Source organism: Desulfonauticus submarinus (genome assembly GCF_900104045.1).
GTDB classification, from domain to species: Bacteria; Desulfobacterota; Desulfovibrionia; order Desulfovibrionales; family Desulfonatronovibrionaceae; genus Desulfonauticus; species Desulfonauticus submarinus.
This window is the reverse complement of sequence record NZ_FNIN01000009.1, coordinates 44,337-65,842: the sequence shown is the minus strand read 5'-3', so window position 1 is coordinate 65,842 and position 21,506 is coordinate 44,337. Positions and strand designations below refer to the sequence as shown.

Sequence of the window (21,506 nt, the reverse complement as noted above, 5' to 3'; positions counted from 1 at the left end):
TATGAAAAGGAACTCTTAGCCCAAGGTTATAACAACATCTTCAAACTCGCCATTGTCTCTGATGGAAAAGAAGTCTGGGTTAAGGAAGATGAAAAGTAACAATTAAGTTCCCCTTTCTCCAAACATATTGTAACTAAAAATTATAAAAATAAAAGAACAAGCAGGTTTAATGCCTAAAATTGTAATTTTCTACTCAATAAATTCTTTACATTTAAAAAATTTTTGTCCAATATTAAAAAAGAATGTGTGAGAAAAATACAATGAAACTAAAACTTTTAATTTATTTTTTTATATTATTACTAATAAATTGTCTGGCGTGCACCAACTTAAATGTACGTCATCTCACTAAACGTCCAATTCAAATAAACACACCTCAAGAAATCAAAATGCGCTATTTAAATTTTATTTTCACTGCTAGATATGGAGAAAAACAAACCTATATCATTAAAGGCAATACTTTTTTTAAAAATATTCCTATGTGGGCTTCATATATCCAAGAACTTTGGCTAACTGCTTATTTATGTAATGAAGAAGGAAAAGTTTTGGCCAAAGAGCTAAAAGTATACCAATCCCAACCAATTCCTAAAAAAGGGCTTCCTTTTAGCTTTAAGCTAAAAATTAAAAAAACCTCTTACCCTATTAACTACATAACTTTTGGTTATAGTTTTAAATTATCTCCTAATGCTAATTATAAGGAATCCCTTATCTCACACCCCTTAAGTGGAGAAAAAGACCTTATTTTTTATGCCAGTCAAAAAGCATTTTTAGAATAAGTTTTATTATAAGCTCATACTTTTTCTTAAACTAATTAATTTCATTAGAAGTAGGTTTTTCTATTTTATCCATTTTAAGCGAATAAAGTATTTTTTTTGCTTGCTCTGAACTTTTCCACTTTTCAAATATTTGCACCCATTTTTCAAATGGCAAAATCTCCTTTTCCAAAGTATCTTCAAATAAACTAACCCAAACATTAAAAAGCTGAAGCTCTCTTAAAAATGGCTGGCTATCTAAAATAGGAGTAACTACATCGCGGCCTTCCTGTTCAAAATGCTTTTGCAAAAATTCTACAATAGTTTTCTGGGAAACTTCTGGACTTAAATATTTACCATTTAAATTTTCTGCTATCTCGTTAAGAGGAGAATAATTAATTCTCAACTCATTTAAAAATTCCTCATCAAAATTAAAGGTTAAAAGTTTTCCTTCTTCTTCAATAAAATAAAATCTAAGCCAATGCTCGAATTGAAAAATTCTTACTGCCTTATCTTTGTTTAATCTATTTTTTTTCACTTTCACACACTCCTAATATTTTTAACTAAAACCCTCACGGCCTCCGTAGCTGGCCTTATAGGAATATACTCTCAACCATGTCAATTATTTTAGCTTATTTATTTTTAAAAATAATCATAATTTAATCTACCTAACATACTAACATAAAAATAAAAACATGAAATTTAATAATTCTTTCTTAAAAAATAAAGTTCTGATTTAAAAAACATCGTTGGACTCAAAATATAATTTATAATAAATTATATAAATGTAGTATTTAAACAAACTAGTGTTGCTAATTGACATTTTAGTATTATTTTTCTTACACTAAAATTTATTTGTATTGTTAATAGTAACAACTAAATTAAAACAAATAAGGAGATAAAAAAATGAAAAAAATTGGAATTATAAGATGTCAAAAAACAGAAGCAATGTGCCCAAGTACAAGTTGTCTGCACGTAGCTAAAGAAGGAAAAGTTCATTTTAAAGAAATAGGGCCAGCAGAGGTAATTGGTCTTGTGAGTTGTGGAGGATGTCCAGGAAAAGAGATTTTACTCAGAGCATTAAAAATGATTGAAAAAGGAGCAGAAGTTATAGCCCTTTCTACTTGCATTATAGGAAAAGCACCTGCAGGAAAACATTTTGCATGCCCTTTTTTAGCTCAAATTAAAGAAATGCTAGAAAATGAAATAGGAAACAAAGTTACTATCATTTATGGTACCCATTAATAAAAAATTTAAAAACTATCTTGTCTAAATTTCATTAATGTTACTAAACTTTTGAATCTACTTAGAATATGCTTTTTAAAAAAATTGAAATATCAATAAGTTAGCGAAACTTAAAAATTAAATAAGAAATAGCCTTATCTAAAAATTAATTTTTTTAAAGATTTACTTTATTTTTCTTGACAAAAGGAACAACACAAAATAAACAAATCTTCTCTTTGGTTGGGCCGTTAACTCAGTTGGTAGAGTATCTGCCTTTTAAGCAGAGAGTCGCAGGTTCGAATCCTGCACGGCCCACCACCTCAAATTACCTCTAAGTCCCCATCGTCTAGTGGCCTAGGACGCCGGCCTCTCACGCCGGTAACAGGGGTTCAAATCCCCTTGGGGACGCCAGTAATAAAATATTATTCTATTTAAATCTCTTTCTTTTTACTCTAATAGCAAATTAAACAAAATACTGAATTATCTTACTATCTTGTTTAATAAAATTCCTGTAATTTGATTAGAAAGAATATTTTCCACTTCTTTTGTTCCCAGCGGAACTTTTTGCTCTTTTAAAGAAAAATATGCTGAAATAGGATTTTGTAAAATATCTTCCAAATATCCCTTCAGTTGAGTAAAAAATCCTCTATCCCCTAACAAAGCATTAAAAATTACTGTATAACCGTTATCAGCCAACGACAATGTCGCATCTAGTCTATCATAGTTTAACCTTAAAAAGTAATCTAAATCCTGATCCATACCTATTAAATTTAAATCTTTTTGGTTATCCTCAAATGGCTTTTTAAAACCCTTTATAAAATCACTTTTCCATATCCACGAATTTTTTAAAATATCTGGAATTATATTATTATATGCCTGGATAACTCTCTCTATCCTATATATAATTTCATCTGTAGTTTTTTTTACTTCATACAATTGCACGTGGGGATTCTCTTCTTTTATCTCTAATAAAACATTGCCTTTTTGTTGGCTAATTCTAGAAGAAGAAAAAGTATATTCATTTCCATTTAATTTTATAAAACTATCTTTCCCTGGCTTAGCTGTACCTCTAAGACCCAATTTATCCAATAAATTATTATCTCCTTCAGTTAATACCAATTTTTCTCCTAATTTAAGATTACTTAAAGCAAAACTAAGAGCAATCTCTTCCCTTTTATATTCTTTATTTTTTAAATAAATAGTGTTTTTTTGCTCTAAAATTTCAGGCAATATCTCTCCTTGGGAAAGTTCAATTAGCTTATCTCGAATTTTCAGAAATAATTCTAAGTAAGTAGTATCAGAATATACTTGAATACTATCTTTTAACCAACCTCTTACTTCATTCCAAGTAGTGTCATTATCTATCTCTGAAGTGTCTAGTCCTAGATTATTAATAATATCTTGCCAGTTGCTCGTGTCTTTTACCAAAGCTTGGCTATCTGCTGCCAATAATTCTAACTGCCTCCTAGCAGATTCATCTACGACCTGAATTTTAATATCTCCACTATTTACTTCAGAAGAAAAACTAAAAGAATAACCCCCTATATCCCAATTTATAGGCTCTTGGGGAAAGAAAAAAGACGTTGTAAAAGAGGTTGGAGAAAATTTTTGGAAAATATACAGGTTTGAAAACTCATTTTCTTTTAAAGAAAATTCAAAAGGCTCTATTTTAGACAAACCTATTTTCTTTAACAAAAAACCTTGAGTCTCTGTAAAATCCACATCATCTTCTAAATTAGTTGGAGTTAAAGTCAAAATATAACCTTTCTCAAAAGTAGGGATCTTCTCATAACCATTTTTTTGATAAACTACATCAGCATAAAGAGGTAAATCTGAGCTATTTATTGTTTTTGCAATTTTGTTTAAAATACTAAAGTAAGACTCATTATGATTAATTTTCACATCTAAAGTTTCTTTAAACTTACCAACATTTATAGTAAAAGTATAAGTTCCTGTTGGGATAAAAGAAATACTATCCTTTTTAAATCCTCTAGAGATTAACTTTTCTCTAGGTATAGATGTATTTAATAATGTTGTCTTAAAATATTTAGAATTGGTTTGATGTAATAAAACAGGAAATTGTTTTTTTTCTAATTTAAACTTAGTTAGAGCTTGTTGCAATTTTTGTAATTTAATTTTTACTGACTTGGCTAACGATATTTTAGTTGCTTCTATATCTTTATGAAAATGCCAATTTTGTAGACTTAAAGAAACTAATTCCTTAAAAGACTTATTAGAAACGTTAGGAAAAGAAAAAAAACTTTTAAAACCCATTGCATAAATTCTTGTATCTTTTATTAATAAAAAATCTTCTCTAAAGTAAGCCCTTTTGCAGGTGCAGTAGGAGGCCACATTTGGCGTATAGGATTTTCTAACAATTCAAATACAAAATCTTTAGAAACTTTGTGTTTTCCTATTAACCAAAAAAGACCAGCAATATTTCTAACCATTTGCTTTAAAAAACCATCTCCTTTTATCCTAAGATTAATTTCCTGTGGATAAAAACCTTGGTTCAACTCTAACCAATGTATTGTTCTAACTGTAGTTTTTACGGGCGTCCCTGCATTCATAAATGCACCAAAATCATGCATTCCAACCAACAAATCTTTTACCCCTTTTATTGCTTCCAAATCCAAGTCACCACATTCCCAAACAAAAGGAAGTCTTTGAGGATAAACAAAATTTGGCTCTATCCAAAAAATATAAGAATAAATCTTTGCCTTTGCAGAAAATCGAGAATGAAAGTTATCATTTACTTCTTCTGCCTTAAGAACAGAAATATCTTTTGGTAAAAGAGCATTCAGTGCTTTTTGCCAAGGAATATGTTGCCTTTTCTGAGGTGGACTAAAATGAGCTACCTGCCCTAAAGCATGTACACCTGCATCTGTTCTGGAAGCACCATGCACTCTCACCTTCTGTCCACATAATATTTGAAGGGCATTTTCTAACTCTCCTTGCACAGTCTTGGCATTATCTTGAATCTGCCAACCGGCATAATTTGTTCCTGTATAAGCTAAAACAAGTTTAACAGTCATCTTTTAGAAACATTTCTAAACTATCCTCTAAAACTATTCACCAAAAGGAGTCTGCAACCTAGTCAAGGCTTCTGACAGTTTTGCAGCCTTATCAGGTTTTACATAAGACAAAATTTCACCAGCTTTTCTACCTCTCATCCCAGCCAATATCTTGACAGCTAAATCTTCATCTATAGTTTCCAGTACCTGAGCAGCCTGTTTTGGTTTCATATTAGAATATACATCAACTAAATGCTTGATTTTCTTATTTTTCAACACATTAGCTTCTTCTAACATTTTTTTAATACTTGCCTGCAAGCGTCTTAGTTCCTTTAACTTAGCGTTTAGATGGGCCTCTAACTCTCGTAAACTTGCTTCTTTTTCAGCTAATGCTCTTTCTTTTGCTTTTAAGTTAGCTACCTCTTCTGACAACTCTTTTGAAGAAACTTTTTTTTCATTTTTCTTTAAAGACTCCCTTTTAGAAGTAGTATCTTGCTTAGCTAAGGCAATTGGAGGCGTTTGAAGCTCAGAAACAAAAATTTTACTTTCAAGCTCAGGATAAATAATATATCCTATTATTCCCAACACCTTTAAAAAGCCCAAAGCCAGAACTAAACTAAAAAGAGCCTTCCATTTTATGCTGATAATGCAACGTTGCCAAATCATCGAGTTCTTTTTGTTCTTTTCGTCTTTGTTCATACCAAAAAAGTTCCCATTGTTTTTGCTTTAACTTTTCTAAAATTTTCTTTTCTTTATTTCTTTTTAAAACTTCTTGTCTCCACAAAGTAAGTTCTTGACTTAAAATTTGTTGCCGTTCCAAGCAAACTCGCAATTTCCTTTCCAAGCCTTTTAAATAATTTTGATGAATAAATAAAACAGAGGGTAAGATTGTCTTTTTAGAAAAAATATTTCTTTTAGTCTCAAAAATTTGACTTCTTAATTTTGCTTCTAATTTTACCTCTGCTTGATAATCTCGCTTTAACTTTGCCAAAATGCTTTGGGCTTCTTCTAATTTTTGTTTTCTAATCTCTAAAAGTTTTTCTAATTTAAATTTAAATACTGGCATTTGAAATTCAAATTTACAAATTACGTGCCATCATAACTTAGACTGAATCTTTTTTATTCTAAGATTAGCCTCATATATCCGATCAAGGGAAATCTTACCTTGTTGAACTTGTCTATAAATACAATCTACTACTTCTGATAAGGAAATTTTAGCGAGTTGATTGCCAAAAATAAGCATATCAACACCTGCATTAATAGCCAAGGATACAGCTTGCGCCAAGCTATATTGTGAAGTTATTGCTTTCATCTGCAAGTCATCACTAACTATTACTCCTTTAAAACCAATTTTATTCCTCAATAAATCTGTATTAATCTTTTTTGATAAGGTAGCAGGATATATAGGATCGAGTTGTTTATTAAATACATGAGCGGTCATTATCATATCTGCTAATCCTTCCTTAATTAAAATTTTATAAGGAACCAATTCTTGTTTTTGCCAAGTTAAAGAAACATCTACAAAACCCTTATGGGAATCTCCAGAAGACGAACCATGTCCTGGAAAGTGTTTTAAAACACAAACAATACCTTGTTGATGCAAGGCATTACAAAATATCCTAGCCATCTCCACAACTTTATTCGGAGAAGCCCCATAAGAACGCTCTAAGCCAACAATCACAAAATTATTAGGATTCAAAGCCAAGTCAACTACAGGGGCAAAATCACAATTTATACCTTCTTGCTTTAATTCAAGAGCTAAATCATCATATTGTTTTTTTGCTATTTCTGGAGAATGTTCTCCTATCCATTTAGCAGAAGATGTTTCATTAAAACCGTCTCTTGGCTTTAACCTTGCTACTTTGCCACCTTCTTGATCTACTGCTATTAAGATAGGTTTACCTGCATATAAACGAAGTTCTTTAGTAAGATTCTTCAGTTGCTTTGGAGAACGTATATTTTTAACCCTGTCTCTATGATGATAATCTCTATCAAACAAAATCACTCCACCTGGAGTATATCCATTAAAAATCCTTTGAAAATGTTCCTTCCCATTTATTCTATCCCCATCAAATCCAATAATTATCATATTAGCAATAAGATCTTTTATATTATTTTCTGCTAAACACATAATAGGATAGAAAACAAGCACAGCTAAAAATAAAATTATTATTTTTTTCATTGTTCTATTCCTAAATTTAATTTATTTTCACTAAAAAATAATCTCACTTCTTAATCGTGATGGGCATATTTTTAACACCTGCATAAAAAACTATAATCTCTGCTGGAGTTGTGCCCTCATTTAGACCATAATGCCATTTATTTACAACTTCTACAATAGGGTCTCCTGCTTTTAGATGTAAAACATGATGATCTTCTGTAATAACAGTTAAACTGCCCTTTAACAAAACTCCTGCATTAATAACAGGATGCTTATGCCAACAAAGTTTAACACCTGGCTGTATACTTATCTTTAAAATAGTAATTTGTGGTTGCCCCGTAGGATAATTAGGAAGTTTTGAGCCATCCCAAGAAAAACTTGTCTTGGCCAAAGTACAAACTTTAATTCCATTTCCTGTTCCTGCACCCCAAACAGGACAAATAGAATTACCTACCCCCATTCCCAAAACTAGTACTAAAATTAGTAAAAATTTTTTCATTATACCTCTCCTCTTTTGTTATATCTATTACTTTTTTAATAAATTAACAAAATCTATAGGAATGGGAAAAACAGTTGTAGTTCTTCCCTCTGCAGCCATTTCACGCATTGTTTGTAAATAACGCAGCTGCAAAGCTTGAGGCTCAGAACCAATAATTTTAGCTGCCTCAGCAAGTTTTTGTGCTGCTTGAAACTCACCTTCTGCGTTAATAATCTTTGCTCGCCTTTCTCTTTCAGCCTCTGCTTGTTTTGCCATAGCTCTTTGCATTTCTTGAGGCAAATCAATATACTTTAATTCTACGCTCGTAACTTTAATACCCCAAGCATCTGTATGTTCATCTAGTATGTTTTGAATAATGGAATTTATTTTATCTCGATGCGCTAGAATTTCATCTAATTCTACAGATCCACACACACTTCTAAGCGTAGTTTGGGCTAGCTGAGAAGTAGCAAAATTATAATCTTCAACTTCTAAAATAACTTTTTGAGGATCAACTACTCTATAATAAACAACAGCATTTACTTTTATTGATACATTATCTTTTGTAATTACATCTTGATGAGGAACATCTAAAGTAACAATACGCAAATCTACCCTTACTAATTTATCTATAATTGGAAAAACTAAAATCAATCCTGGGCCTTTTGGCTTTAAAACTCTTCCCAAACGAAAAATAACTCCCCTTTCATATTCATTTAAAACCCTCAAAGAAGAAATTATAAGAAAAATTAAAATCAGGAGAGGTAAGCTAAGAGAAAACATCTTATTCCTCCTTTTTAATAATGTTTAAGGTTAAACCCTTATGGCCAATTACTTTAACTCGTTCCTTAGGCTTAAGTTCTACTGTAGACTCTGCTTTCCATAACTCCCCTCTTACTTTTATTTGCCCTTGTTTATTTTCCCAAACCACTACCTCTCCTTCTTCACCTATTGGAATTGGTTCTTGAATTTCTTTTACTTGTGCCTTAGCAACTAACCATACAATACTACCCAAAATTAATCCCATACCAATTAACCCATAGCCAAATTTTGACCAATTCCAAGTTAAAAGATCAGAAGAAGTATCATAAAAAAAATAAGAACCAAAAATTAAACAAACCATACCAGCTATACCTAATAAGCCAAAACTAGTAATTTTTATTTCCAAAATAAAAAACACTATGCCTAAAAAAATCAATAAAATACCTGCAATATTAGTAGGTAAAATAGAAAGAGCATAAAGACCTAAAACTAAACATATACTACCTATTACACCGGGCAAAACCACTCCTGGCTGAGAGATTTCAAAAAATAAACCTAGCAAACCTCCTAAAAATAAGAGATAAGCTATTTGAGGATGTAAAAGATAACTCAAAAATTTAGCAAACCAAGAAGGATTAAAATATTTTAACTGTATATTTTTGTCCAAAATAATTTTTTTACCTTTTGCCTCTAGTTGCAAAGAATTGAGTTGCGCAATCAAGTCTTGTTGGGAAACAGCGATAAAATCTATGACTTTATTTAGCACAGCTTCTTTTGCTGTTATGCTTTTACTTTGCAAAATAAAAGATTCATATATTTTTATATTTCTATTTCTTCTTGCACACAAGGTACTAAGTAAACTTAGTAAATCTTGCTCAATTTTTTTCCGCAAAGTTGTATTAATATCTTTTCCCTGCATTTGAATAGGTGTAGCCGCCCCTAAAGTAGTTTGCGGGGCCATTACTGCTATATCTGCACTAGCAACTAAAAAAACTCCTGCAGAAGCAGCATGAGCACCTCTAGGACTAACATAAACCACCACAGGCAAAGGAAAATTTAAAATCTTTTTTACTATTTTACGCATCGAAGAAACTAAACCACCTGGAGTGTCCAAAGTTAAAATAACGCACTTGGCCTTTTCTTTTAAGGCTTGCTTAAAACCTTGATCCAATATTTTCTCCATTGCAGGAGAAACAGTTCCTTGCAAAGGAATATTTAAAATTACCTCAGCTCTAACTTGCCAAGAAAAACAAAAAACAACAATTAAACTTAACAGCCATACTTTTAAAAATTTGTTACTCATTGCACTTACTTAATTAAAAATTACTCCAATCTGCCCTAATGCTTAGGACTAAACCTTAATAAAGTATTCCAAACCAAATTTTTTAATTTTTTATTGTCTGGCAGCAAATCATTAAAATCAGGCAATGTTATTAACATTTTGTCTTGATATTGGAAACTAGTATAAGAAAATTTTTTTTCTGGCAAAAGCTCGTTAAAACATTTTTGTCCAAAGCAAAAAATATATACTGGCTGAATCTCCTTTAAACCTTCGTTAAATAATGCTTCATCTTTAATATATTCGCGCCCTTTGAACCGAAACAAAGGCCAAAAACTAATCCTCTGTTTTCCCCAACTTAAAGCTTTTAAAATTTTTAAAATAAGTTCTTTACGAGGATTTACTCGAGTATCTAATAAATCTTGATAGTATTCAAAATAAATCCACAAACTATAGGCAGGACGATATTGCTGAACAAGCTTTGTCCTAACAGAAGATGGTAGTTTAAAAAAAAGAGGAGTACTATTTGGAGGCTGTTTTATAACCTTTGAATCTGTTTTTTTTATCTTTGGATCAGCAAAGATAAAATTTATACCCAGTTGTTTATAGAGGTTTACCTCTAAAGAATTATTTACAGAGAAAGGAGAATATCCCATAAACGCCAGGCTATTTCAGTCTTTGGGAGATCAGGCCATTCTTCCTCCCGCCCCTCTTTATCCAGCACAAGCACTGTATTTTTTTCTCTTCCAAAAGGACTTGTTATATTTACTTGATTTCCTACAATTAAATCTAAATTTTTCTGTTCTAGCTTACGTTTAGCCTCTTTTCGTAAATTCTCATACTCCAAAGCAAAGCCTACTAATTTTTGATCAACCCTTTTACTCTGGCCCAATGTTAATAATATATCAGGATTATTGGCGAATTTAACTGTCAAACCAGCCTTATTTCCCTTTTTTACCTTTAAATCGCCTATATACTCTGGTCTAAAATCGCATACTGCTGCAGCACAAACACCTATATCCATGCTCTTCCAAAGTTTTAAAGCTACTTCTTGCATTTCTTTAGCAGTAGTAATGGGATAAATATGTAGACCAGGTAAAGAAACTATTTTTTCTGATATAGGCCCACAAATTAAAAAAACATCTGCTCCTCTTAACCACGCGGCTAAACCTAAAGCCAACCCTGTTTTCCCAGAGCTAGGGTTTGACCAAAATCTGACTAAATCATAATATTCTCTTGTTGGTCCGGCTGTAATTAAAACCTTTTTCCCTGTCATATCCTGAGGTGTTATAGATTTTAATACATAAAAATATATACAATCTATATCTGCCAAACGCCCCTTTCCTACATCCCCACATGCCATCTTGCCTTCACCTGGTTCAATTACAAACACTCCCTGTTCTTCTAACATTTTTACAGCATTCTGAACTCTCACATTATTCCACATTTTAAAATTCATTGCAGGAGCAATTAATAAAGGTCCTTCAAAGGCCAACACTTGGGTAGTCAATAAATTATCAGCAAAACCAAAAGCTATCTTAATCAGAGTATTTGCAGAACACGGACAAATTAAAAAAGAATCTATTCCCTTTTGAGGATAAAGATGAGGAAAATCACTTGCAAAAAAATCCTTTTCTTCAAAAACAGTTGTTGCCCCTAAAGATCTAAAATTTAAGGCAGGGACAAATTCTTGCCCTGCCTTGGTCAAAGTGGCTGTAACTTTAATATTCGACTGAACAAGTAAACGCAGTAAGTCTAAACTCTTGTAAGCTGCAATACTTCCTGTAATACCAATATGGACATTCTTGCCATAATAATGTTGAAATAACATAAACCTATTCCACTTTAGTTTTTAATTCTTCATTAGGACTTAAAGGCTCTGCGCTTTCTCCCACTTTAAGTCGAGGAGTAACCCATATCTGCATTTCTGTATTAAATGGTTTATCTTTAATGTGAATAATACAATCTTTATCTGGCTTTTCAAATACTAAAATATATTGCCCATACTTAAAATAAGATCGTAAAGACCAATTTTCTTGGGGCATGGAGTTAACATAATAATCAAACAAAGAAACAGGATCCACCATCCCTTCAAAAGTTACTACGCCAGCTTTTAGTGCAGCAGATTCAAATAAAATAGACTTTTTAGGAACAAGTTTCATTTCTTTAGGCACAGGGATATCATCGAAATCATAATATGCTTGTAACTCTTCTCTTTGTGGTGGTTTAGGAGGCTCAGGCGGATTAGGTCCTTTTGGGGCTTTAGGAGAACAAGCCACAAATAAAAATAAAGCTATAATTATACTAAATAAAAAAAATTTTCTCATACTTCCTCCTTTAAATTATTTTTTTTATGTAAAACCAAAGCTAACGCAGTAGTGAGTTTTATCACATCGTCATTGGCTTTTCTCAACCTAAAGGCTAAATTTTTAGCAATATTTAAAACTATTTTTAAACCTAACTCTGGTTCAGATTGAATAAGATGAAAAAAATTCTTTTGGGAAAGTTTTAAAAACACACACGGAGTAAGTGTGTAGATAGTAGCAGAGCGTTTATCTGAGTCCACTAGAGCTACTTCTCCTAATACTGGGAAATCTTTTCCTTCCAAAACAGCCAATACCTTTTCTGTTTCTTGCAAAAAGGGAATCTTTTCGGCTACTTCTGGTTTTAGCATTTGCTTGACTACTTTGACTCGACCAGAAATTAAAATAAACATCTCTGTTCCAAATTCCCCTTCTTTAATAAAAGGAACTCCTGCTTCTACTTCTATTTTTTGAAGTAATGCAGCTATCTTTTCTTCTTGTTCTCTACTTAACTCTTTAAAAAAAGAAATCTTTTTTAAATCAAACATAACTCATATAAATAACTGCATCAAAAGATGCTAATGATGTTTCTAATTCTGGATTTAAAACAACCTCTGGCTCTAAAGAGCTTACTGTATCATCAACTCCACAAGCGTCAAAAATCTCTTGAATAAACTTATCTAAGTTTGAATTATCATCTAAAACTTGAGAAAGAGAAATAGTTGCTCGCTCCTTACATAACGCTAAAGGCACTATTTCTCTATTATTCTCTTTAAATTCCTTCCAAGACATCTTTCTTTCTTCACCACTTAGCCTTTTAATTTTCAATAAATTACCAGAAGATGTAAGTAATTTATAGGCAAAGGTAAAGATAAAAGGAGAAACGCTTACTTGACTAAGTAAAAGAGATGTAGCCTCTCCCCTGATTAAGACTCTATCTGCTCCTGCCCGAATTATATGAGACTTGTTCTGAGGTTCTAAGATCTCTACAAACACAGGGATACTGGGTGCAAGTTCCCGCACACTGAGTAAAGTATAAAGCACTTCTTGATCAGGATCATTTGTAATTTTAGACTTATCAGGACTTAAAATAATAGCAGTTTGAGCCATCTGGAGTTTGGCTTTTTTTAAAAAATTCTCCCTCTTAGGAGAACCATTTAAATAATATACCTCCTTTTCAGTTTCTGCCTTTATTTGCTCAAACAAGTCCTCTTCTAAAGGAGCAACTATTACTACAGGCAAGCCTGTCTTTTTCAAAATCTCCCATCCAAATTCATTCCAATTCAAAATTACTAAATGTCCTTTTAAATTCACTTCAAGTTGTCCCTTCCTTTTTTTTATTCTTTTTTCCATTAAAAAAGAAGCCAAATTACCTGTCAAGATAGAAACCAGGCCAATGCCCGTAAGCATTACCACAACGCCTAAAATTTTTCCAGCTCCAGTAGAAGGAACAATGTCTCCATATCCTACGGTAGTTACAGTAACAACAGTCCACCACAGAGCTAAAAAAAAATCTTTTATTCCTGTAAAACCTGGTTCAAGTAAATAAAATAAAAATGAACTAACTCCAAGTAAAAATACAAAAAATAAGCTTAACTTAAACCAGGTTTTAGAAAAAAGTTCAACTAAGCTTTTCTTCATCTATCTCTTCTTGCATTTTAAGCAATTCTTCAAACCTAATATCAGCACCTAAAATAGCCTTTATTTCATCCTGTTCATCAAAAATTGGCAACGATACTGTTAAACACAGTTTGCCTGTAAACATAGAACGGTAAAAATCCGTTATATGGAGCTTACCACTTTGCATAGGAGAAATAAACCAATCTCTTGAAGAAAAGTCTGTACCTATAGGCATTTGCTCATAACTTTTAATATATTTTGGATCACTGACTTTAAAGGTAATTAGTTTACCTTTTACATCTGTCAAATAAATATACTGAATAAATGGATATGCATCTAAAAATTCACTTAAAATAGGATCTATTTTCTCTTTATCTAAAGAAGAAAACTCTGCTTTTGTCGACAACCTTGTCATAATTTTTGCCGCTATATTATGGGCAAGGACTTTTAGATGATCAAACTGGGAAGGAAATAGCTCTGGCATAAATCTTTTTACCAATCTTTCCATTTCTTGATGAGAAAAATTAGTTGTTCTGCCTTGTTCATAAGCCTGCATAATCTTGGCATATATCTTTTTAACTGCAGGATGTCTTTTATCTACCTGTTTATCTGCAGGCAAATCCAAATTATGATTTATCCAATAAGCAACGCCTGCTTTACCTGCCTTGTCTGTAATAATAATTGGCACAGGTCTATCTAAAAGTAAATTAGTATCAAAGATATTATAAATTTCCTCATTTTTCATTAAACCATCTATATGAATACCAGCACTGGTAGCATTAAAATCACGACCTGCAAAGGGATAGTTTGGCGGAATCTCTAGTCCTAATTCTTTTTGAAAATATCTTGCAAGCTCAGTAATAGTACTCAATAATGCAGCATCATCATCGCCTGTTAAAGAAATATATTCTACTGCCAAAGCTTCTATTGGAGTATTTCCTGTTCTTTCTCCAAAACCAAACAAAGTACCATTCACTGCAGAACAACCATAGAGCCACGCAGTGATACCATTGACGAATGCTTTATGAAAATCATTATGACCGTGCCACTCTAAATATTTACTAGGTACACCAGCCTCATCTGTAAATGCACGAATTAATTTTGGTACACTTCTAGGCAATGCTGCTCCCGGATAAGGAACACCCATTCCCAAAGTATCACACAATCTAATTTTTATAGGAATACCACTCTCCTCAGAAAGTTGCATTAATTTCTGAGCAAACGGGATACAAAATCCATAAATATCAGCTCTGGTAATATCCTCAAAATGACAACGAGGAGTTATATTTAATTCCAACGCTTTTTGTACAATCTTTAAATAATCTTCTAAAGCTTTTTTCCTATCTTTTTTAAGCTTTAAATAAATATGGTAGTCAGAAACAGAAGTCAAAACACCTGTTTCTCTTATCTTCATTTCCTTAACTAACTTTAAATCATTTTCGTTAGCTCTTATCCAGGAAGTAATTTCTGGGAATCTATATCCTCTTTCTTTACACAACCAAACAGCTCTTTTATCTTTGTCTGAATATATAAAAAACTCACACTGTCTTATTAAACCAGAAAAACCTCCTAATTTATGCAAGAGATCATAAATTTTTAAAATCTGCTCAGGTGTATAAGGTGGGCGTGCCTGTTGACCATCCCGAAAAGTAGTATCCGTAATAAAAAAATCTTCTGGAGGTCTTGGAACAACAAACGAATCATCGAAATAAATTCTTCCTACTTTTCTATAGGGAAAAATCTCCCTGTATAATTCTGGTTTTTCTAAATTCTGCAGTTTATAATCCCGCCAAACAGGATTGCTCCGAATCAACTTACTTTTCATCTCTCCTCCCCTAAATGTATTTAAAAAAAAACCCCAACCATCTCTGGCTGGGGTTTATAGCCTCTTTATTTTTTGATTTTCCTTAAAAACTCCACCCCAGCTCCTGCCTCAAGTTTGCAGGAATATTTGCATCTTGAGGAGGTAAATAAGGTCTAGGAGCCCCTGCCATTTTTCGGCTAGCTTTAAGCTCTTCTAAAGAAAAGTCTCTTGGAACTACAAAAACTTGATTAGGATAAATAAGATCTGGATTCTTAATCTTATCCCTATTTGCTTTGTAAATTAAAGGCCACATAAAAGGATCATTGTAGATTTCCTTGTACTCAGCAATCCACCACAAACACTCCCCTTTTCGCACAGTATGTGCAGTAGGCAACTGGGAATATTTTTGCTCATAAAGTTCCATTGGCGAAGGAGCTACTGTTTCTTGAGTTTCCTGAACTTGCTCAGACTGTTGAGCCTGAGGAGCTACTGTTTCCTGTTTTGGAGCAACTGGTTCACTCTTTACTTGCTTTTTGGCACAGCCAAAAGCAAAAAACATAGCAACCAGTGTTAGGGCCACGGCTAATTTCTTCATTCTGTCCTCCTTAAGCTAAAACTTAAACTCCTTAATCTAAGATAAAACCTTTTGAAGTTCCTTAGCAATAATTTTTGCTTCTTGCAAGCCATCTTTATGGTCTGGAGAAATTTTTAATCCTATTTCTACAGCTTTTTTAGCTTCTTTAAACCATCCTCCTTTACGTAAACTACGAGCAGCCATAAAGTAAAGCATCGATAGATCATCTCCATATATATTTTCTAAAAGTTCAGAATGGGAGTGTTTAAATACTTTTTCTATTAAATTACTTTGAGCAAAAAGAAAACGAGCTAAAAGTTCGTTGTCTTTATGATAAGGCAAGTAAAGTAAAAATAAATGTCTTAAGTGAAATTGCAAAAATCTTATACGCTTTATCTCTCGTAATATAGATTCAGAAGTCTGTTTTAAAACTTGATAAAGTTCATCTACAATACCTCTTATTTCTACTTCCATTAAATCCTTTTGTCTAATTTCTTTAAACCAAGGGCGATAGTATTCTTGTTGATAAGCATCTTCTTTTAATTTCATACTTTCATGAAAAATATAACCCAAGCTCCAATCTATCAATTGAGCTAAAAGAGGAGCCTTACGTTCGTGTTTAGATAAAATATGGGCCATATCCTTCAAACGCCAAAGAGGCCCCTTACTCATTTCCTCTCCAACTAAATAATTAAAAAAAGCAAAATTCACTCTTCCATGTTGGTCATAAGCTGTAAATTCCTTCTCTAATTTACAACTTATTAAACAAAAATCTCGTAAAATATCTCTTACAAATTCAGGCAGTTTTTTGTTTATCCAGTTCTTTGACATCTTATTTTTTTAACACTACTTTTTAAAAAGTGCAAAAATAAATTTTAGGTCTTTTGATTTTTTTAGAAACTAAAACGAAAGAAATAGAAAGCCTTACTAGAGCGTAGTGGTATAGGAAAAGAGTAAAAGCCCTGTGGTTCAGATAGAAATCCTCCCCTCAGGCCAAGCAAACTGTTCATAAACTAACTAAATGGCCAATTTAACTCCTTTTTCTTCCAAAGCCTTCACTCTGGCACTACGATCATAATAATTAGTATGCAATAAGCGATGAGACATATGTCCGCAAGGACCTTCATGTAAAAAACCATGTTTCTTGTCATAAATCTTTTTAATCATAGGATTCTCTTGAGACTTTCTAATTTTATATACCTTACTATCAGCCTCATAAACAGACTTCTGCCTCAAGCCAATAAACTCCATAGTTGCAGCCACAGCCTGCTTAGTTAAATTAAAACCTAAAACCATATAACCTACTGCAATACCTGCTGTTTTAAGAAAACTACGTCTACTTATTGTTACTATTCGTTTCATAACATACCTCCTTATTCTTAACTAATAGTGGGTTTACGTCCTTTATACCGTTTATTTATCTTTGCAATCATCCTTTTAAATAATGAAGCTTCCTCACGGATACTTGGGTCTAAGGGCTGTCCTCCCCCATTTACACAACCACCAGGACAAGCCATAATTTCTATAAAATGGTAAGGAGATTTACCTGCTCTAACTTCTTCACAAAGTTTAGCAGCATTTTTAAGCCCACTAGCAACAGCTACTTTAATGGTTCCAAACTTAGGGATCTTAATATCCGCAGCCTTTATTCCTTCATGGGTACGAACAATTTTTATATCCGGTTTAGTAAGTTTTTGCCCAGATAAAACTTCATAAGCCAAACGAAGAGCAGCCTCCATAACTCCTCCACTAGTCCCAAAAATAGTAGCAGCGCCCGTAGACATCCCAAGTACAGGATCAGGGTCTTGACTAGGCAAACTTCTAAAATCAATACCAGCCTTTTTAATCATATAAGCCAATTCTCTAGTATTAATAGTTGCATCTATATCTCTAAACCCACTATCTGCCATTTCTGGTCTAAGACCTTCATACTTTTTAGCAATACAAGGCATAATAGATACTGTATAAATCTTTTGACCAGGTGTATGAGTTTGGTGCGCACCATAGGTTTTAGCTAATGCACTCAACATACCAATAGGAGATTTACAAGTAGAAAGATATGGCAAAAGATCTGGATAAAAAGATTCACAAAACTTTACCCAACCAGGACAACATGAGGTAAACTGAGGTAGAGGCTTATCCTTACTTGGGTGTTTAATTCGCTCGATTAACTCGGTTCCTTCCTCCATAATAGTTAAGTCGGCAGCAAATTCATTATCCCAGATATAATCAAATCCAAGCTTTCTTAAAGCAGCATGCATTTTACCTCCTACATATGTACCAGGAGAATATCCAAAACATTCTCCAAGAGCATAACGAACAGCCGGGGCAGGCATAGAAACAACTACAGTCTCAGGATCCCTTAACTTCTCAAAAACTTCATCCACAAAAGAAACTCCCTCATAAATAGCCCCATAAGGACAGTTCGCTAAACACTGTCCACAATTCATACAAGCTGAAGGACTTAACACCTGGTGAATACCTTCTTCATTTATAGATTGAATAGCTCCCGTAGCACAATGCTCCTCACATTCTCCACATCCCTGACACTTTGTAGGATCTACTTGGACAAAATAAATATTATCTGGCTCTTCATGGTGTGGAGCATTATTTAAATAAATAACGTCTTCCATCTTCCTCATCGTTCCCTCCTTTTCTGGAATTATAGCGGATAAATCCACCGGCAAAACTTTAGGCTTTTCCTTAACTCTACAAGCAGCCATAACACCTCCTCAAAAAATTAAAGTACATAAAAAACCAATTGGTTTAAAAACAATTGAACAGATGCATAAAAAATATAAAAAAATATGTCAACACAGCTAATTATTTTTTTCTTGAATATAAAAAAATAAAATTTTTTTAGAAAAAGTGCTTGATAATTTTATGACGATTCCCTATAGAAAGATTTACGAGTAATACTATTTTTTAAAAAGTAATACTAAAATGAATAAAATATCTATAATTAGTTTTGGAGATGTTTTAAAAGGTGATTTTGGTGCTGGGTGTTATCTCATTGAGGCCCTAGCTCAAGAAAACCTGGCAAATAATATTTCTTTAATCTATCTAGCAGAAGAAGCTGTAAAGGCAGATATTTGGATCTTTAAGGCAGAATTAGCCATTATCGTTCAAGCTATTAATCTTGGATTAAAGCCAGGCAAAGTGCTTTATTGGGACTATAAAAACTTTAAACAACATCTTCCGTGGTTAGAGGATCAAGTAAAAACTATTTATCCCTTATCTCAAGCTCTTAACAGAATAAAATTAATAAACGGTTTCCCTAAAGAAATTAAGTTTATCTTTATTCAAACTAAACAACATAACTGTATTTATATTTCTAAAGAAGTATGTAGAGCCATGCGTTTAACAATAAAAATAATAAAAAAAGAATTACAAAAACAAAACATTTTACGAGCAAACAACAAAATCGAGCCAATTTATAATCTAACCTCTTTAAGCAAAGAAAAATCTTGGAGGTTTTAAATGAATAAAAGAATGGGAGTGATTGCTATTGTTATAAAAAACAGAAAAGTATCTAGCCCAAGAGTTAACACAATTTTATCAGAATATGGAGATATTATTATAGGTAGGATGGGAGTTCCATATAAAGAAAAAAAATTAAATGTTATAGCTTTAATCGTAGAAGCCAACACCGATCAAATAGGGGCTTTCACTGGTAAATTAGGAATCATTCCTCAGGTAGAGGTAAAGTCTATTTTAATAACAAAATAAATCCTTACTGTTTTAATAGGAGGTACAAGCAATAATGTTATCCCTGACAGAAAAAGAATGGAGAGAAAATCGGTTAATTAAGATCAAAAAGTGGGAAGAAAATTGTCCCTGGGAAGATTTTATTAACGACAAAACAATATTAACCATTCTGGGGAAAAAGAAAAAAACAGAGAAAAAAGAAATTTTAGATATAATTACCAAAGCCAAAGAAAACGCCCTCACAGGAGAAATGCTTTCCCCTGAAGAAGTAGCAGCTCTTTCCAACGTTCAGGATCAAGAACTATGGGAAGCTATTTTTGAAGCAGCTTACTGGATTAAATGTAAGGTCTATGGCAATAGGATTGTACTCTTCTCTCCTCTTTATATTTCTAGTCCTTGTGTAAACAATTGTGTTTATTGCGGCTTTAGAAACAGCAATCATTCCATTCAAACAAAAACTCTTACTCTAGAAGAATTAGAAGAAGAAATAAAAGTTCTTACTAATATGGGACAAAAACGACTGATTGTTGTTTATGGAGAACACCCAGCAAGCAATTACGAATATATCTGCCAAACAATAGAAAAAATTTACAGTATAAAAAATGGCAAAGGAGAAATTAGACGAGTAAATGTCAATGCTGCTCCTTTATTTGTTGATGAATACAAAGCAGTAAAGTCTGTTGGTATTGGCACATACCAAGTATTCCAAGAGACATATCACCACCCTACTTATAAAAAATTACATCCCCAAAACACTTTAAAAGGACAATATAAATGGAGACTATTTGCTCTACACAGGGCATTACAAGCAGGTATTGATGACGTAGCCATAGGAGCATTATTTGGACTTTATGATTGGCGCTTTGAACTTCTAGGTCTACTTTATCATGCTATGTCCTTAGAAAAAGAATTTGGAGTAGGCTCTCATACTATCTCTTACCCTCGTTTAGAGCCAGCAATAAACACCCCTCTAACTGGGAATTCTTCTTATCTTGTAAACGATGAAGACTTTAAAAAAATCGTGGCCATTATTCGTCTCATGTGCCCTTATACAGGTTCAATCTTAACAGCTAGAGAAGCACCAGCATTACGACAAGAAATAATCAAAAAAGGTGGTGTATCGCAAATGGACGCAGGCAGTAGAATTGCTGTTGGGGGATATACTGAAATACAAAAAGAACATATCCCTAACAAGCAACAATTTGTACTCCAAGATACTCGCAGTTTAGATGATTTTATCTACGACCTATGTAAAGACGGCTACTTACCTTCGTTCTGCACTGCATGTTATAGAGAAGGTCGTACAGGAGACAACTTTATGCCTTTAGCCAAACATGCCACTGTAAAAAATTTTTGTATTGGCAATGGAATTCTTACCTTTAAAGAATATCTTATGGATTATGCTTCTCCTAAAGTAAAGGAAATTGGAGAAAAGGTAATCATTCCCAACTATCTAAAATGGCTAGACGAGAATGTACCTCAAGCAGCTAAACAGGTCAGGCGGCTCCTAAAAGAAGAAGAAGCAGGTAAAAGAGATCAGCATTTATAAAAGGAATAGAAATATGGCTGATATTAAAAAATTATTAGAAACAAAGGCTCAAATAATATGCACTAAATTTGGCTTATCCAAGGTATATTTTACCCGACCTTTAGGAAATCGCCAGCATTTTTTAGGTGGATATGGGATCGAAATTTTTACTCGTCCTCAAAAAATAAATTTAACTAACAAGCTTACAATGTTTTTAGAAGGACATATATCTGAAGAAGCAATGCGAGCCTTACTTCAAGAAATAACTCCCTTTGCCAAGCAACTTACCAAGGAAATTTAAA

Annotated in this window: 25 protein-coding genes and 2 tRNA genes; 8 read left to right on the top strand and 19 right to left on the bottom strand. The window is 32.8% G+C overall.

Annotated features, from left to right (window positions below):
* The first annotated feature begins 260 nt into the window (after nucleotides 1–260).
* The gene (locus BLP60_RS08030; RefSeq protein ID WP_092065826.1) at nucleotides 261–773 is read left to right on the top strand and encodes a hypothetical protein; all 513 of its coding nucleotides are present in this window, start codon (nucleotides 261–263) and stop codon (nucleotides 771–773) included.
* Between the two features lie 31 nt (nucleotides 774–804).
* Here the strand turns inward: BLP60_RS08030 and BLP60_RS08025 are convergent, their stop codons facing one another.
* Nucleotides 805–1,287 (bottom strand): hypothetical protein, encoded by a 483-nt coding sequence (locus BLP60_RS08025; RefSeq protein ID WP_092065824.1) that lies wholly within the window; start codon nucleotides 1,285–1,287, stop codon nucleotides 805–807.
* A 368-nt stretch (nucleotides 1,288–1,655) separates the two neighbouring features.
* Between BLP60_RS08025 and BLP60_RS08020 the strand changes: the two genes are divergently transcribed.
* The 3 genes from BLP60_RS08020 to BLP60_RS08010 all read left to right on the top strand — a co-directional run bounded on the left by BLP60_RS08020 (nucleotide 1,656) and on the right by BLP60_RS08010 (nucleotide 2,384).
* A complete protein-coding gene (locus BLP60_RS08020) occupies nucleotides 1,656–1,994 on the top strand; it encodes a CGGC domain-containing protein (protein WP_092065822.1) in 339 nt (112 codons plus the stop codon).
* Between the two features lie 221 nt (nucleotides 1,995–2,215).
* A tRNA-Lys gene (locus BLP60_RS08015) sits at nucleotides 2,216–2,291 on the top strand.
* A 17-nt stretch (nucleotides 2,292–2,308) separates the two neighbouring features.
* Nucleotides 2,309–2,384: transfer RNA gene (locus BLP60_RS08010), tRNA-Glu, on the top strand.
* A 69-nt stretch (nucleotides 2,385–2,453) separates the two neighbouring features.
* On the opposite strand, the gene BLP60_RS08005 is transcribed toward BLP60_RS08010, so the two are convergent.
* From BLP60_RS08005 to BLP60_RS07920, 18 genes are all read right to left on the bottom strand, one after another.
* Nucleotides 2,454–4,247 (bottom strand): hypothetical protein, encoded by a 1,794-nt coding sequence (locus BLP60_RS08005; RefSeq protein WP_092065820.1) that lies wholly within the window; start codon nucleotides 4,245–4,247, stop codon nucleotides 2,454–2,456.
* Between the two features lie 23 nt (nucleotides 4,248–4,270).
* On the bottom strand, nucleotides 4,271–5,008 hold the full coding sequence (gene truA / locus BLP60_RS08000) for a tRNA pseudouridine(38-40) synthase TruA (RefSeq protein ID WP_092065818.1): 738 nt from the start codon (nucleotides 5,006–5,008) through the stop codon (nucleotides 4,271–4,273).
* A 33-nt stretch (nucleotides 5,009–5,041) separates the two neighbouring features.
* Nucleotides 5,042–5,653, bottom strand: coding sequence for a MotE family protein (locus tag BLP60_RS07995; RefSeq protein ID WP_092065816.1), 612 nt, complete (start codon nucleotides 5,651–5,653; stop codon nucleotides 5,042–5,044).
* Nucleotides 5,604–6,053 carry a flagellar export protein FliJ gene (locus BLP60_RS07990; protein WP_092065814.1) on the bottom strand — a complete coding sequence of 150 codons (450 nt, stop codon included), beginning with the start codon at nucleotides 6,051–6,053 and terminating at the stop codon, nucleotides 5,604–5,606. The genes BLP60_RS07995 and BLP60_RS07990 overlap by 50 nt, the downstream gene beginning before the upstream one ends.
* 30 nt (nucleotides 6,054–6,083) lie before the next feature.
* Entirely contained in the window at nucleotides 6,084–7,169 is a 1,086-nt protein-coding gene (locus BLP60_RS07985) for a glycoside hydrolase family 3 protein (RefSeq protein ID WP_092065812.1), read from the bottom strand.
* A gap of 43 nt (nucleotides 7,170–7,212) precedes the next feature.
* A complete protein-coding gene (locus BLP60_RS07980; protein WP_092065810.1) occupies nucleotides 7,213–7,647 on the bottom strand; it encodes a cupin domain-containing protein in 435 nt (144 codons plus the stop codon).
* 27 nt (nucleotides 7,648–7,674) lie between these two features.
* Nucleotides 7,675–8,409 (bottom strand): slipin family protein, encoded by a 735-nt coding sequence (locus BLP60_RS07975; protein ID WP_092065808.1) that lies wholly within the window; start codon nucleotides 8,407–8,409, stop codon nucleotides 7,675–7,677.
* Nucleotide 8,410: 1 nt separating this feature from the next.
* On the bottom strand, nucleotides 8,411–9,691 hold the full coding sequence (locus tag BLP60_RS07970) for an NfeD family protein (protein ID WP_092065806.1): 1,281 nt from the start codon (nucleotides 9,689–9,691) through the stop codon (nucleotides 8,411–8,413).
* A gap of 35 nt (nucleotides 9,692–9,726) precedes the next feature.
* Complete coding sequence (locus BLP60_RS07965) at nucleotides 9,727–10,323, bottom strand: hypothetical protein (RefSeq protein ID WP_092065804.1); 597 nt, start codon at nucleotides 10,321–10,323, stop codon at nucleotides 9,727–9,729.
* On the bottom strand, nucleotides 10,299–11,498 hold the full coding sequence (gene coaBC, locus BLP60_RS07960) for a bifunctional phosphopantothenoylcysteine decarboxylase/phosphopantothenate--cysteine ligase CoaBC (RefSeq protein ID WP_092065802.1): 1,200 nt from the start codon (nucleotides 11,496–11,498) through the stop codon (nucleotides 10,299–10,301). The genes BLP60_RS07965 and coaBC overlap by 25 nt, the downstream gene beginning before the upstream one ends.
* 4 nt (nucleotides 11,499–11,502) lie before the next feature.
* Nucleotides 11,503–11,994: a hypothetical protein gene (locus tag BLP60_RS07955; protein ID WP_092065800.1), complete on the bottom strand. Its 492-nt coding sequence runs from the start codon at nucleotides 11,992–11,994 to the stop codon at nucleotides 11,503–11,505.
* Entirely contained in the window at nucleotides 11,991–12,518 is a 528-nt protein-coding gene (locus BLP60_RS07950) for a cyclic nucleotide-binding domain-containing protein (RefSeq protein WP_092065798.1), read from the bottom strand. The genes BLP60_RS07955 and BLP60_RS07950 overlap by 4 nt, the downstream gene beginning before the upstream one ends.
* Nucleotides 12,511–13,611, bottom strand: coding sequence for an ion channel (locus BLP60_RS07945; RefSeq protein ID WP_092065796.1), 1,101 nt, complete (start codon nucleotides 13,609–13,611; stop codon nucleotides 12,511–12,513). The genes BLP60_RS07950 and BLP60_RS07945 overlap by 8 nt, the downstream gene beginning before the upstream one ends.
* Nucleotides 13,592–15,415, bottom strand: coding sequence for a triose-phosphate isomerase (locus BLP60_RS07940; protein ID WP_092065794.1), 1,824 nt, complete (start codon nucleotides 15,413–15,415; stop codon nucleotides 13,592–13,594). Before BLP60_RS07940 ends, BLP60_RS07945 begins: the two co-directional genes overlap by 20 nt.
* 82 nt (nucleotides 15,416–15,497) lie before the next feature.
* On the bottom strand, nucleotides 15,498–15,989 hold the full coding sequence (locus BLP60_RS07935; protein WP_092065792.1) for a LysM peptidoglycan-binding domain-containing protein: 492 nt from the start codon (nucleotides 15,987–15,989) through the stop codon (nucleotides 15,498–15,500).
* Nucleotides 15,990–16,025: 36 nt separating this feature from the next.
* Complete coding sequence (locus BLP60_RS07930; protein WP_200779123.1) at nucleotides 16,026–16,799, bottom strand: hypothetical protein; 774 nt, start codon at nucleotides 16,797–16,799, stop codon at nucleotides 16,026–16,028.
* 186 nt (nucleotides 16,800–16,985) lie between these two features.
* Nucleotides 16,986–17,330, bottom strand: a complete 345-nt coding sequence (locus tag BLP60_RS07925; RefSeq protein WP_092065790.1) for an iron hydrogenase small subunit — start codon at nucleotides 17,328–17,330, stop codon at nucleotides 16,986–16,988.
* Between the two features lie 17 nt (nucleotides 17,331–17,347).
* Nucleotides 17,348–18,610 (bottom strand): [FeFe] hydrogenase, group A, encoded by a 1,263-nt coding sequence (locus tag BLP60_RS07920; protein ID WP_092065830.1) that lies wholly within the window; start codon nucleotides 18,608–18,610, stop codon nucleotides 17,348–17,350.
* Between the two features lie 301 nt (nucleotides 18,611–18,911).
* On the opposite strand from BLP60_RS07920, the gene BLP60_RS07915 reads away from it, so the two are divergent.
* From BLP60_RS07915 to BLP60_RS07900, 4 genes are read left to right on the top strand one after another with little or no spacing between them, the layout of a single operon-like run.
* Nucleotides 18,912–19,448, top strand: a complete 537-nt coding sequence (locus BLP60_RS07915) for a hypothetical protein (protein ID WP_092065788.1) — start codon at nucleotides 18,912–18,914, stop codon at nucleotides 19,446–19,448.
* The gene (locus BLP60_RS07910; protein WP_092065786.1) at nucleotides 19,449–19,697 is read left to right on the top strand and encodes a TM1266 family iron-only hydrogenase system putative regulator; all 249 of its coding nucleotides are present in this window, start codon (nucleotides 19,449–19,451) and stop codon (nucleotides 19,695–19,697) included. It abuts the gene before it with no gap.
* A 34-nt stretch (nucleotides 19,698–19,731) separates the two neighbouring features.
* Complete coding sequence (gene hydG, locus BLP60_RS07905) at nucleotides 19,732–21,225, top strand: [FeFe] hydrogenase H-cluster radical SAM maturase HydG (RefSeq protein WP_092065784.1); 1,494 nt, start codon at nucleotides 19,732–19,734, stop codon at nucleotides 21,223–21,225.
* Between the two features lie 13 nt (nucleotides 21,226–21,238).
* The gene (locus tag BLP60_RS07900; protein WP_092065782.1) at nucleotides 21,239–21,505 is read left to right on the top strand and encodes a hypothetical protein; all 267 of its coding nucleotides are present in this window, start codon (nucleotides 21,239–21,241) and stop codon (nucleotides 21,503–21,505) included.
* The last annotated feature ends 1 nt before the right edge of the window (nucleotide 21,506 follow it).